The sequence below is a fragment of the Vibrio sp. 2-2(8) genome (assembly GCF_963888495.1).
Lineage (GTDB): Bacteria > Pseudomonadota > Gammaproteobacteria > Enterobacterales > Vibrionaceae > Vibrio > Vibrio anguillarum.
In genome coordinates, this window is record NZ_CAWPJM010000022.1 from 498054 (window position 1) to 511772 (window position 13719).

At 35.1% G+C, this 13719-nt stretch carries 12 protein-coding genes; all 12 read right to left on the reverse strand.

Going from position 1 to position 13719, the window contains the following annotated elements; translation table 11 throughout:
- Window positions 1-28: 28 nt before the first annotated feature.
- The 12 genes from AACV12_RS08590 to AACV12_RS08645 all read right to left on the reverse strand — a co-directional run bounded on the left by AACV12_RS08590 (window position 29) and on the right by AACV12_RS08645 (window position 13522).
- Window positions 29-1201 carry an aspartate-semialdehyde dehydrogenase gene (locus AACV12_RS08590; protein ID WP_170900177.1) on the reverse strand — a complete coding sequence of 391 codons (1173 nt, stop codon included), beginning with the start codon at window positions 1199-1201 and terminating at the stop codon, window positions 29-31.
- On the reverse strand, window positions 1198-1650 hold the full coding sequence (locus tag AACV12_RS08595) for a serine O-acetyltransferase (RefSeq protein ID WP_170900178.1): 453 nt from the start codon (window positions 1648-1650) through the stop codon (window positions 1198-1200). The genes AACV12_RS08590 and AACV12_RS08595 overlap by 4 nt, the downstream gene beginning before the upstream one ends.
- The gene (locus AACV12_RS08600) at window positions 1650-3143 is read right to left on the reverse strand and encodes a hypothetical protein (RefSeq protein ID WP_170900179.1); all 1494 of its coding nucleotides are present in this window, start codon (window positions 3141-3143) and stop codon (window positions 1650-1652) included. Before AACV12_RS08600 ends, AACV12_RS08595 begins: the two co-directional genes overlap by 1 nt.
- 1 nt (window position 3144) lies before the next feature.
- The gene (locus AACV12_RS08605; RefSeq protein WP_170900180.1) at window positions 3145-4467 is read right to left on the reverse strand and encodes a phenylacetate--CoA ligase family protein; all 1323 of its coding nucleotides are present in this window, start codon (window positions 4465-4467) and stop codon (window positions 3145-3147) included.
- Window positions 4460-5611, reverse strand: a complete 1152-nt coding sequence (locus AACV12_RS08610; RefSeq protein ID WP_064624716.1) for a glycosyltransferase family 4 protein — start codon at window positions 5609-5611, stop codon at window positions 4460-4462. Before AACV12_RS08610 ends, AACV12_RS08605 begins: the two co-directional genes overlap by 8 nt.
- Entirely contained in the window at window positions 5604-6803 is a 1200-nt protein-coding gene (locus tag AACV12_RS08615) for an O-antigen ligase family protein (protein ID WP_019280860.1), read from the reverse strand. The genes AACV12_RS08610 and AACV12_RS08615 overlap by 8 nt, the downstream gene beginning before the upstream one ends.
- Complete coding sequence (locus AACV12_RS08620) at window positions 6793-8022, reverse strand: lipopolysaccharide biosynthesis protein (RefSeq protein WP_088728706.1); 1230 nt, start codon at window positions 8020-8022, stop codon at window positions 6793-6795. The genes AACV12_RS08615 and AACV12_RS08620 overlap by 11 nt, the downstream gene beginning before the upstream one ends.
- A complete protein-coding gene (locus tag AACV12_RS08625) occupies window positions 8012-8932 on the reverse strand; it encodes a glycosyltransferase family 2 protein (protein WP_013857365.1) in 921 nt (306 codons plus the stop codon). The genes AACV12_RS08620 and AACV12_RS08625 overlap by 11 nt, the downstream gene beginning before the upstream one ends.
- A 45-nt stretch (window positions 8933-8977) precedes the next feature.
- Window positions 8978-10309, reverse strand: coding sequence for a UDP-glucose dehydrogenase family protein (locus tag AACV12_RS08630; protein ID WP_013857366.1), 1332 nt, complete (start codon window positions 10307-10309; stop codon window positions 8978-8980).
- Between the two features lie 11 nt (window positions 10310-10320).
- The gene (gene vpsB / locus AACV12_RS08635) at window positions 10321-11559 is read right to left on the reverse strand and encodes a UDP-N-acetyl-D-mannosamine dehydrogenase VpsB (RefSeq protein ID WP_064624711.1); all 1239 of its coding nucleotides are present in this window, start codon (window positions 11557-11559) and stop codon (window positions 10321-10323) included.
- Between the two features lie 17 nt (window positions 11560-11576).
- A complete protein-coding gene (gene wecB, locus AACV12_RS08640; RefSeq protein ID WP_170900181.1) occupies window positions 11577-12695 on the reverse strand; it encodes a non-hydrolyzing UDP-N-acetylglucosamine 2-epimerase in 1119 nt (372 codons plus the stop codon).
- 299 nt (window positions 12696-12994) lie between these two features.
- The gene (locus AACV12_RS08645) at window positions 12995-13522 is read right to left on the reverse strand and encodes a low molecular weight protein-tyrosine-phosphatase (protein WP_013857370.1); all 528 of its coding nucleotides are present in this window, start codon (window positions 13520-13522) and stop codon (window positions 12995-12997) included.
- Window positions 13523-13719: the final 197 nt, after the last annotated feature.

A 13719-nucleotide genomic window follows, 5' to 3' on the forward strand; every position in this document is an offset into this window, starting at 1 on the left:
GACCGCCATGTGTAATAAAATTATCAATTCAATTTTTATTCAAAAAAATATAACGTTGATAATATGAGAACGAATAATAAACCCATGCTTTTGTCCAGCGAATATAATCAATTTTATTTGTATAATATTGATTCTTCTGATAAACAAATCTCCGCTTATTCTTTAAGTATAATATTTCAATAGCATTACTTATTATTCTATCGGCCATAATTAAGTCATCAGGCGTACCACCAACTTTAAGCAGAGTAAGCACAGCCTGAGATACACTATGCATATCAAGAGGATAGCGGTTATTATGGTAATACTTAGCAGTACCATCTGCTTCAAAAAATTGGGTTTTATAAAATTTAAAGCCAAGTTCAATACTTGATTTAAACTCATCCGTACTTAAAGAATCAGCCAATAGAGTTAGGGCTTCTAAGTTGTACCCCGTATGGAAAGAGTCGATAAACTGATGGTGGTGTCTTGTACCATAGACCCAAGAACCGTCATAACTTTGAGCTAAAACTGATTGTCTTGCAACAGCTAAGGACAATTTCTTATACTGGCTATTACCTGTAATACTAGCAATTTTTGCGACCCAAGCGGCACCCCATAAACTGGCGTTGTATACTAGTGCGGTCTCTCCTGGGATGTAAGAGAAAAAACATTCACCATCTAGTTCTGTGTAGAGATGTTTAACTATAAAATTCGCAGAATCAATTGCTGGCTCACGATATTTATCACTATTAATAATCTCCCCCAACGCCCAAAGTGCTTGTGCAACATAGACAGTCGTGATTACATTAGGTTTACCTTTTGGCACAAAGAATGCGCGTGCATTCCAATCAAAATGATAACCCCAGCAGCTGTGCCCCCACAAAGTTCTATCACTCTGCTGTGTTAACAACCAATTAGCCAACTCTACCGCTTCATCTAGGTAACTCTGCTCATTTGTTGACTGATAGTTTTCTAATAAGCCTAAAATAAATAACCCAATCCCTTTAGGATTTCGCTTGTCAGGAACAAAGAATACTGTTCTAAAATTAATGGCAGAGCGCTTATGAAGTTGAGTCCAAAATAAACCAAGTAAGCCCGTTTTGGCTCTAGGAAAAAAAATAAAAAATTTACTATTTAACCCATCAAAAGGATCCTTTCCAGCATAATCATTAATTTTTGCATCTCTTAATAAAGAAGAGACGATATATTCCACACTAATCAAAGTAGGTCACCTAATTCTTGCCAAATAGAATGTTCAATCATCTTCACAACCTTAGCCGGAGAACCCGCAACTATTGAGTTATCTGGAATGCTATTAATAACAACAGCGTTTGCTCCAATTATTATATTATTTCCAACTTTTATGTCACCCAAAATCCTTGCGCCAGCACCAATATATACATCATTTCCTATCTCTGGACATGACTCTTTTAGCTTTCTTCCTATTGTAATACCCTGGCCTAAGCAAACATTATTACCAATAATCGATTTTTTATGAATGACACATCCTATCCCTCCATACATAAAACGGGAATTTTTCCCTATTTTCACAGAAGCTGGGACAACGGAATTAAATAGTAAAAAAGAAATAAATTTCATAACATTTGTGATTAATGGAATTCGATTCACGTATGCCCAATGAGCGATCCGATAAAAATGGATAAGATTCATTATGCTACCTTTTTGCCAAAAATATTTTTTATCGTATATTTAGACCGTTCTATCATTGAGAAAAAAAACCTCCCTCTAATATATCTAAAAAATTTATCTTTAATAGTATAAACGGGGTTAACGGGTATACAACTAATCTCTGGAGCTAGGTAGTGAATAATATTTTCAAATAAATAATTATTACTATAGTTAGTATATTTATTCGGCAAGCATATCATCCTTTCGATAATATAATGCGATGCGAAAGGATTGACTTCTTCGAAGGATATATCAGACTCTGCATTACCGACAGCTCCCCAATTTCCGATACGTTGCTCTATATAATACAAAGTGTTAATTGGATAATTAGTTAAATACTTATAACTTTCAAAGTCATCCAACCATTCCTTGCTTATCTTATTGCCATAGAATGAATTAATACAATGATATTTATAGCATAAATAGTTAACAGACACATCAGATTTTGGTGTTCCAAAAGGAGATCGCCCAAACTCACCGACTCCACAAATATTGATATAATCAGACAACATTAGAGAATAGTTATAGACTTCTGGGAGCCGTTTTTCAGTAGCGTAAAAAACAGAATTGGAATATTCATTTTTAAATGAATCAGGTATTTTATCCACATCTAAAAAATCAGTATGGATCGTATATTTCACTCCAAGTGTATCACAAATCCTCTTACCGATGACAATATCCGGATGATCGTCATTTAAATTTTTCAACTTATCAATAAAGTAATAGCATCTATGTTTAATTTCTTTTGTAGCAGCGGCCATCACCCTAGAATCATTACCTGCTGTAACAGCGATTGATAATGGTGATACTTCAGAAAAAGATTTTAAAATGGCTTTAAGTTCTTCTGCAACTTCTGTCACAACCTGATTAATATCATGGTACTTAAATTCAACTTGAGGCCAATAACGAACAACTTTCATATCTCTAATACTTAAAGCATGGTTAGGAAGTACTTTTTCTATCTCATTAAAAATAGTTTCATGCCCGATCCAAGCATTACCATTTCCTTTTTTTGGAAAGACTTCCTTATAAAATTTATAGGCTTCTTCATTATGTGTAAGCTTAATACTTTGATATTGCAAGAGACTAATGTCTGTCGCTATCAAACCGTAACTACTAGAAAAATTAATTTGCGCAAGTGATGTTGCATCAGCTCTTAACATATCAACTTTACTATCACTATAAAATAAATAGTATCTTCCACAGCATCTCGATAGAGATTTATTGATGATTGGAAAACTTATATCTGAATTGTCAAGTTCATTAACAATAATCCTTAAGTCAAATGAATCAAACTGTGGATGTACTATCTCACCTACAATTAATAGGGAGAAAAATCTACCTATGTACTGGTATACTTTATTATGACTATCAAAATAAATTGAATAATTAGTAAAATCAATACATCTGAATGTACTGGGGACAGAAACTTCAACATTCGATGCGTCACTTATAAGAATTTGTCTTTTAAACATTTTAAGGTTCCAACTCTAAAATCGCTTGCCTAAATTTTCCATTTTTTGTTCTTGGAATGGATGAAACTTTCTTAACAAGAACACGCATATCTTCTCCAAAATATGTTTTAATATTTTTTTCTAGAATTTTTTCTGATTGTTGATCATATCGACGATCAACAACAACTAAAGCTATTATTTCATCTATTCTTTTTTGCTTAAGCTGAAGCTCAACCAAACCACACACATTTTTTGGGATATGGTTAAAAATAAGCACCTTACGCCCTGAAGTTGACAGTAGAAACTCACCTTCTCTACCTTGAATACTTTTAATTGTTAAAAATGGAAGACCACATTCACATTGATTGAATTCGGAACTAACACCAGAGAATATGTCTTCTGTGTTATACCTAATTAATGGCATTTTAGAGTTATGGAATCCCGTCGCAATTAATTTATCATCAGAAAACTCATAATAGCCATAGTCTTCAATTAAATGCATCTTACCGTATTTACACGTACCTGCCGTTGCCACCCTTTCACTCAATCCATACCAACTAAAAACCTTACAATTAAAAACGCGTTCGATTACTAGTTTCTGATTATCAGAACAAGATTCCGATGAAAGGATAATCCCTTTAATTTTTAGGTTTACTGCTAACCCTAATGACTCAATTAAATTAGCAAACAGAAATATTGCAGATGGATAAGCTTGAATTATTTTTGGTTTATAATTATGTAATTGCTCTAAATATTGTCGAACTGTTTCCTCGCTCAGATGATATACAGACATCATTAACATTTTATCAATACTGTTGTGACGCCAATAAGGTGAGGTATTTTGCTCTAGAGGAACAATAAGATCAGCTCGTAACCAGACTCGCTTATCACCTGGAAGATAACCAGCCCATGTCAATTGTCGATGACTTTGAGCATGATCTTCTATAATCGCGGATAATCCAGAATAGAGGTTTAGTGGCTTACCTGTCGTACCTCCAGTCTGAGACTTAAAAGTATAAGAAATTTTTTTAGAATCATTTAGAAATGCACAGGGAGCGATACGAATATCTTCCTTACCAATGAGCGGAAAATCATCAATATTAGATGATTTTACATTTTTATAAAAGGAAACGTGTTCCTTAGCCTGATCTAATGTTATCTTTAATAGGCTTCTTTGTTGCTCAAGCAATTTCTCTCTAGAGATATATTGGTTACTATGTAATTCTTTTATTCTTTTTTTAAACAACCAATTTTCTCTCAATAATTTAAATATAATCGATTTAATGTTAATCATCAGTTCTTGCAGAAAAATAGGTGACTTTTTATAAAGTGAGCTTTTATACATTTCTATCTAAACCTAAGGCTAAAGACATTGCAAGAATCTGATTATTTATACTAGCTTCATTATGAACTGTATTTAACGCCTCTTTAGACATTCTATTTTTAAGCTGAAAATCATTCCCTTTCTCTTCAATAAACGCAGTCCAAGCACTTAAATCTTTCTCTTTGAATAATACTCCATTAACATTTTGCTTCAAAAAATTTATTTCAGGACTGTGGAACGAAATGTCCTCACTTAGCAGTGGTAAACCAGCGCTAAATGCATGTACAATGGCTAATCCTACATAACCAGGCATTACAAACCAATCAGCACTTTTAAATATTATTGCAAGCCGATCTTCATCAAAAACCTCACCTAAAAACAATGCATGTATACCAAAACATTTACATAATTCTTGCCAGCTTTCTCTCATCTCTCCATCACCGACAACAACCAGTGCTACTGAATCTTTATTCTTTGCTTTTCCCAAAGCATTAATAAAGTTTTCTAACCGTTTGCCAGATCTAAAACGACCTGAAAAAAGATATACAGTTTTATTTTCTATGTTATTGTCCGATTTGAATTTATTAATGTCTTCTTCTTTTATAGGAAGATAGCTATTGATTAACTTTTCTGTATTAAGCGTATTTGGAGCAACAAATATCTTTTCCTTATCAATTCCTTTATCGACAAGGTATTCTTTCCCTGGTTCAGAAAACACGATAATGGCATTTGCTTGCTTTAAACATTTATTTATCACAGAGACTCTAATCTTATTTAAAAAACCATTTAATCCACTATCTGGTCTGCGGCAATGGTCGTATCCATGCGTCCAATAAACAAGCTTTGTTTTTGTTATTTTACAAAATAGAGATAAGCTTAGCTCGGTTAGGTTTGAACTATTAGGAAGAGCTAGAATCACATCCGGTTTATATTGGATTATATATTTATAAGCATAAGGCAATAGATTAATACGTTTAGACCATTTTAATATATCTGTGCTGCATATATAGTTTAAGTTTGCACATGGCTTTATATAATCTTTAATTTCACCGTCAGTTATTACATCAATTTTACAGTAATAGTTAAGCGTCAATTTAGTGAGAACTTCATTTCTATATCTTTGCCAACTTGCATCTTTTGATAAAAACAAAACATTTCTATTCATTAATTATTTTCCTATGGCATATTGAAGAAAGATAGATAAGAACATAAAGCACCCATAATAAATTATTACTTCTAAAGAAATCTGTTTCCATAAAAGAATGAATGATCAAAAAAAACAATATTGCTATGAATAAATAATTAGATCGAGTTATTTCAAATATGGAATGAATGACAAATGCAATAAATATTGGCACACCAATATAACCTAACATTATCCAAATATCTAAGTAAGTATTATGTGATTGATTTAACTTTGTAATAAAGAAATCAAAATCCCCACCATATAACACGCTAAGTCCAGCATCACCAACTCCCCAAAAAGAACGATAACCAAAACCTAGCCATTTATAATCATTCATCTCGAATATCACAAAGTCCCATATTATAGCTCTACCAGTAAAATCAAGCCCATAATCAGACAATATACTCGTATCAACTAAAAGGAGGGCTAAAAAAACAAAACCAGAAGTAAAAAATATAGATAAAATGACATTTTTCGCTTTTAACCACTGGTAATTAATCAGCATATATATGAAGATTGAAGATGATATCACTAGCGCTAACGATGTCTTGGATTTTGATATTATAAGCAAAACAAAAACAGTAAATAACAAATATAAATTTAATTTATTCTTATTTTTATTAATGAAAATATCATACATAACTATCAATAAAGATAGAGCATAAATATACCCTGCAGTATTTTTGTGTCCATGTATCGCTCTAAATCCAATATCTTGCCAAGCAAAAGAGAATGGAATACTTAACACTCCAATAATAACAATAGCGATAGCAAAAAACTTTAGCACATTGAAGATATCATTAAAATCTAAATATCTTATCACCATCAAAATGAATGTGATTAAAAATATTTGTTGTAATAATCTAGTAAATGAAGTCAAAGGTATTTCAGACCAAAGGCATGATATAATTGAATACAGAACCAATATCCACAGAGGCCAAGCTTTTATAATAATAATTTTAAAAAAATCCTTATTATTTTTAAACAAAAAAACAATAGAAATCATGAATGAAGACAACATAATAAGTCTATTAACCATATTAGATGATATTTCAATTTCAGACACAAAATCACTGTCACGAACAGCCAATGATGGAGAAAACACTCCTGCAGAATTTAATAAGAATACGAATAGCAGACCAGATATGAAATTCTTATAGCTAATTTGCATAGAATAGCCTTTTACTTATAATTTTATATTGTGAACAACAGAAATGAAGAAGCTCACCTATTAAGTATCCAACAATAATTCCAATGGCTCCATAATATGTTCCTAATATTGTTGAAGCGGCTACGCCTAAAGTAGAAACAATAACACCCATAACCGCTAAATATTTAAATTCCTCAGCTACATTTAATATATTACTGTTTGAAAATTTAAAGACTTGGACCATGCAGACAGAAAGCCAACAGCATAATAGATCAAATCTAACTTTAGTTTCAAATATCATTTCTATATAGTTAAAATTACTTAATACCAATATCGAATAAACAGTTATAAATAGAAACATTGATAATATAATCTTTACACTGACATTTTTAAGTGTATTTTTGTCATTTTTATATAATTTAGCCCATCTAGGCTTTTCAGACATATAGATACCAGAAGCTACTAGATTTATTGGCATAACAATTAATCGAGCTATAGCTAAAACCGCTGTTGCTTCAACGCCAATAATGAGTGTAGCTAAATAGGTATAACTATTATTTTGTGCCCAAGTCGCTAACGAACCAACAGAAGACCAACGGCCTACACTCCATAAGTCATAATAAGATACTTTCATTTCACTTATTGTTGGTAGCCTAAATTTAAGTTTATAAGTAATAATTACTATTGATATAACACCCGATATTATAGACACTAAATATATATAATTAAGAGTCACATCACTTTCATTAAAGAACAAATACAATAAACCTAACATAGTAGTAAAAAGTGAAACAATAGCAGACAACACTATCGTGCCACGAAGCTCGAATACATAGTTATATACTCGATACAAATCTCTACTTAAATATAGAAAAAAAGAGCAGTACACCAAAAAAAACAATGAATTTTCAAATTCAAAATATTTGACCAAAAAGAATGCAGGTACAATAAGAGCCATATGAATAATATTAGCAAATACACACAGTGCATTACTCTTCCTGATTTTTATTTCATATTCAGAGATTTTTGCATATTTTACGGATAAGGTTGTATGGAAAAATGCATTTTGAAGCGTAGAGATCAGCATTAATCCTGAAAAAAAATTCATGTATACTGCATAGTCTTTAGGTCCTAACTCTCTAATAATAAAAAAAGATATTAAAAAATTAGCCGCACTTATTGTTGCTACATCAATCACGCCACACAATTGATAAAATAATTTTATTAATTTACTCACCATACATTTTAGTCTCTCTGCCAAACAATCCCTCAATTTGACCGAGCCTAGCAATGGAATTTACCAATAAAATAGTTCCCTTTCTTTTCCCAGTGAAAGCAATAAGTGGAAGTGAAGCTAACACCCCAAATAGTCCAACTATTGATCTAGTGGTAATTATAATTGCTTTTTTATCTAGAGAATAATGATTTTTTCTTATTTTAGAAAAGGTTTGCCCTCCCCTCCTGCCTCTTTTTATAGCATACTGTAAATTAGCTCTATCAAGAGACAAATATTCGAAGACTTCAGTTTCATCGCACCAAGTCAGTTTTGCCCCATGTTGTTTACACCGATAGAAAAACTCAGAATCCTCTCCTCCAGACTGTCCAAATGCTCTATTGAATAGTCCGACTTTTTCTATTAATGCCATAGATACAAGAGCATTCCCTGTATTACCAGTAGAAAGTATAGTACCTGTTTTTTTTCTAACTCTTTCAAAGAGTTTAGAAACAATTACCCATTGAGATGTCTGTGGATAATAGCAAGTTATCACAGGACCAATCACAACATCTGTATCATACTGATTAAGCATCTTGGCTAAACTAATGAAGTAATTAGGTGAGATAGTTTCATCATCATCTAAAAAAAGAATGTAGTCTGATTCATTATCATTTGCGATTCCAATGCATTTATTACGCACATCAGATATATTCCTTGAAAACTCACAATGATAAATTACATTTATATTTTCATTATAAAATAGACTTGCAACTTCATTTGCACTTCGGTTTTCATCATTATCAACTATGGCTATAGTTAAGATAAATTCACTGGTATCATTTGCTTCAAATATTGAAACCAATAATTCCTTTAATTGTTCAGGGCGACGATAGGTACAGATCCCTATCGTTACCTTTTTTTTATTATTTGTCATTCCTATGACCTAAAATCTCTGTTCGAGAAGGTTTTTAAGTTGTATTTATGACAACTTATTCCTACCGATACTATAGTAAACAAAACCTTTTTTGGTCATCCGTATCGGATCAAATAGATTTCGGCCATCGAACAATACGGCTTGTTTTAATTGCTCTTTAATTTTGACAAAATCTGGAGCTTTAAAGCTTTGCCATTCAGTACAAATAATCAATGCATCGGCGTTTGTTAGTGCAGCTTCTTTTGTGCCCATAAGCATTAAATCCTCTCGGCTCCCATAAATGCGCTGAGTTTCCTCCATCGATTTTGGGTCATAGGCTTGTACTCTTGCTCCTGCCTCCCATAACTGCTGCATCAATACTCGACTCGGTGCTTCACGCATATCATCCGTATTTGGTTTAAAACTTAATCCCCAAATGGCGAATGTTTTTCCCGACAGATCAGGGCCAAACTCTTTTGTAATATATTCAAATAGTTTATGTTTCTGCGCATAATTCACCGCTTCTACGGCTTTGAGAATTTGAGACTCATATCCTATTTCATCGGCAGTGCGAACTAGCGCTTGTACATCTTTAGGAAAACACGATCCGCCATAGCCACAGCCAGGATAAATAAATTGAAAACCAATTCTGGAATCAGAACCGATCCCTTGACGAACTTGCTCTATGTTTGCACCCACCCGCTCAGCAATATTTGCCATTTCATTCATGAAACTAATTTTTGTGGCAAGCATACAATTCGCAGCATATTTAGTAAGTTCAGCACTTTTAATATCCATCACAATAACTTTTTCATGATTTCTATTAAAAGGAGCATAAAGCTCTCGCATTAACTCTTCGGCTTCTCTTGAGTCTGTACCAATCACTATTCGGTCAGGACGCTTACAATCATCAACCGCCGCACCTTCTTTTAAAAACTCTGGATTAGAGACGACGGAGAACGTTAATTTAGACCCTTTATTATCCAGTATAGCTTGGATAGTATTCCTAACTTTATCTGCAGTGCCTACTGGCACGGTTGACTTATCAATAATAATTTTTGGTGATTGCATATATGTCGCAATCGTTTCAGCGACTTTAAGGACATACTTTAAATCCGCAGAGCCATCTTCATCTGGAGGAGTGCCAACCGCAATAAACTGCAAATCGCCAAAATCCACGCCAACTTTGGGATCGGTCGTAAAGCTAAGGCGTCCCTCTTGGTAGTTTTTCTCAACCAATGCGGTTAAACCTGGCTCGTAAATAGGAATAATGCCCTTTTTAAGATTTTCAACGCGGCTTTCGTCTATATCAACGCAGCAAATGTCATGGCCAGCATCGGCAAGGACAGCCGCTTGCACCAAGCCTACATATCCAATACCGTAAAATGTTACTTTCATCTTAATTCCTTTTATACAACACCACGAGTATCAATCACTACTTTCTTGGCAAACGCCGTTTTATCTGCTTCTTTAAAATCTCGGTGATCAACCAGCACCACAACGATATTGGCTAACTCTAAAGCACGCTCTAGCGAGACTAGCTCAACATCATGTTCTGTTAACTTACCCGGTAATTGGTGGATATTTGGCTCTACCGCTAGAATTTGTCCAATATTGTCTTGTGCTAAATGCAAAGTGATGTCTAAAGCTGGGCTTTCACGTAAATCATCAATATCGGCTTTAAAGGCCAAACCTAAGCAGGCAATAACAGGCTTTTTGAACTGATCTGCGGCTTGTTTTACCTGATCAACGACCCAGTGTGGTTTACCATCATTAACATGACGAGCAGCAGCAATCAGTTTTGCTTCTTCTGGGCAGCTGTTAACAATAAACCAAGGATCAACTGCAATACAGTGCCCGCCAACACCTGGTCCTGGATTTAATATGTTGACCCGAGGGTGGCGGTTGGCCAATTTAATTAATTCCCAAACATTGATTTTTAATTTCTCACAAATAAGGGAAAGTTCGTTCGCGAATGCAATATTGACGTCGCGAAAGGAGTTTTCTGTTAATTTCGCCATCTCCGCCGTACGAGAGTTGCTGATGATGCATTCGCCTTTAACAAAGGTTTTATACAGAGCCATCGCTTTCTCGCTACACGATTTACTCATGCCACCAATCACTCGGTCATTACTGACTAATTCTTGTAGTACATAACCCGGTAAAACTCGCTCTGGGCAATGCGCTACCTTAATGTCAGCCGTGTCACCTTTGTGCTGTGGGAAAGTTAAATCAGGACGAGCCTCTGCTAGCCATGCGGAAAGCTTTTCTGTCGCACCGACAGGGGAAGTACTTTCCAATACCACCAAGTTGCCTTTTTCCAGAACTGGTGCAATCGCTTTGGCCGCGGCTTCTATATAGCTAAGATCAGGCTCGTGATTATCACCTTTAAATGGTGTGGGTACCGCCACTAAGAAAGCATCAGCTGGTTCAGCTGTCACGGTTGCTTTTAGTTTGCCAGTCATCACTGCACTTCGAACTACGATATCTAAATCCGGTTCGACAATGTGAATTTCACCTTTGTTGATTGTATCGACAGCGTGTTGATTGACATCTACGCCAATCACTTCAATACCACGCGAAGCAATAACGGCAGCCGTTGGCAGGCCGATATACCCTAAACCAATCACAGAAACTTTATTAAACATCTTATTTTCCTTAAATCTTATCTTGCTAGAATGTCGGCGATACGTTGACAGGCTTTGCCATCACCGTATGGATTGTGTGCTTGACTCATGAGTTGGTAAGCGCGCTCATCACTAAGCAACCGGTCTAACTCTTCACAAATCAGCTGTGTGTTAGTCCCAACTAGTTTGACCGTACCCGCGCTTACCGCTTCAGGTCGTTCGGTGGTGTCTCTCATCACTAATACAGGCTTCCCTAGCGACGGTGCCTCTTCTTGAATACCACCGGAATCGGTTAAAATGATGTGTGCTCTGTCCATCAAATAGACAAAGGGCAAATACTGTTGTGGATCCACTAAGAAAATGTTTTCAATGCCTTTTAAAAGACGATTGACGGGCTCTTGAACATTCGGATTAAGATGTACCGGATAAAGAATTTGACAGTCAGGGTGGCGCTTTGCTGTGATGGATAAGGCTTCACAAATACGCTCAAATCCATCACCAAAACTTTCACGACGGTGGCCTGTAACAAGAATGAGTTTTTTATTGTTATCAAGCATCGGAAACTGGTGTGCCAGCGTAGCATTGAGATCTTGCTCGTTATGAATCTTGTTACGGATCATAAACAAGGCGTCAATGACGGTATTCCCCGTAATATGGATGTTCTCGAGGCAATAATTTTCATCCAATAAATTTTGTTGAGATGTTGCCGTTGGTGCGAAATGGTATTGAGTCAATGCACCCGTAAGCTTGCGGTTCGCTTCTTCAGGCCAAGGGGAATAAATATTGCCGGTGCGTAATCCAGCCTCAACATGGCCGACTGCAATTTGCTGATAATAACAAGCAAGTGAAGTCGCAAACGTTGTAGCGGTATCGCCATGAACTAAGACGATGTTTGGTTGAAAGTCTTTTAGAACCGTTTCCATACCGTTCAAGATTTTAGTCGTTACTGTCGTTAGTGTTTGCCCTGGTTCCATGATATTAAGATCAAAATCAGGCACCACTTCAAACAACTCTAAAACCTGGTCAAGCATTTCCCTGTGCTGGCCAGTGACGCATACTTTTGTGTCGAAACGGTTATCTTGTTTAAGCTGATGAACTAGAGGCGCCATTTTTATTGCTTCAGGTCGTGTACCAAACGCAATGAGTATTTTTTTCACTTTATTTATTTCCTTGGGCTAAACTAAACGACTGTTAAGAACAAACTGTTCAACGCTATTTCTTCAAAAAGTAGATAAAAATGGTGAATAGCAACGGTTAAATACGCTACCGCCACTAGATGTCGCCTCTAGAATGCGCATTTTCTTCACATTTTTTTGCTTTATGTATATAAGAGAAAACTTATTAACCACCCACATTTAATCACCTACCTACAAACTATGAGTAGAAATTAATTGCCAAACTGTTGCTTTGTTTTTTGGGGTGGGTAATCAAAAAGTCATATAAAACTTTCTATGTGTTACACACAAAGTTTCATTGCACTTTCCTTTAATTGATATTGTTTAGATATATGTTCGATGATCCCTTGGGCCCCGCTCTCTATCAGTTCCAAAACCCGTTCAAACATATGAATATTTCCTTTGTAAGGATCAGGGACTTCCGTGACACCGATGTGACTATGCGATAGAAACAGTGAAAGTTTCTCTTTATGTTTAGCAGGGCAAATGTCAATCAGATCTGCTAAGTTAGCTTTATCTAAGGCAAAAATAAGATCAAATTTTTCGAAATCCTCAGAACAAACCTGCCTTGCTCTTAAATTTGACATTGAATAGCCACGCTGCTCAGCGACAGATATTGCTTTGGGATCTGGTTTTCGGCCCACTTGATAATTCACAGTACCAGCGCTTTCAACAAATAAATTAATTCCATGTTGTTGCGCTTTTTGGCTCAAAACAGCTTCAGAAAGCGGTGAACGGCATATATTTCCCATGCATACGATGAGGATAGAGAGTTTTTTATTTTCCATGGCCATTACTGATGCATTCACTTCATTTTGTCTCTGTATTAAAGAGGTGGATAGAGTATCGCAAGGCGCATTGCAATGGGTGTCTCAAAATTGAGTCTATCTATAATTAATACCTAAGATTTAAATAGGAAAAATGAACTGGCTATTTTGATGGATTATCGAAAATGGCATTAACCATTTGATATCTCGCTTGTATGTTCAAATAACTTGATGTGATA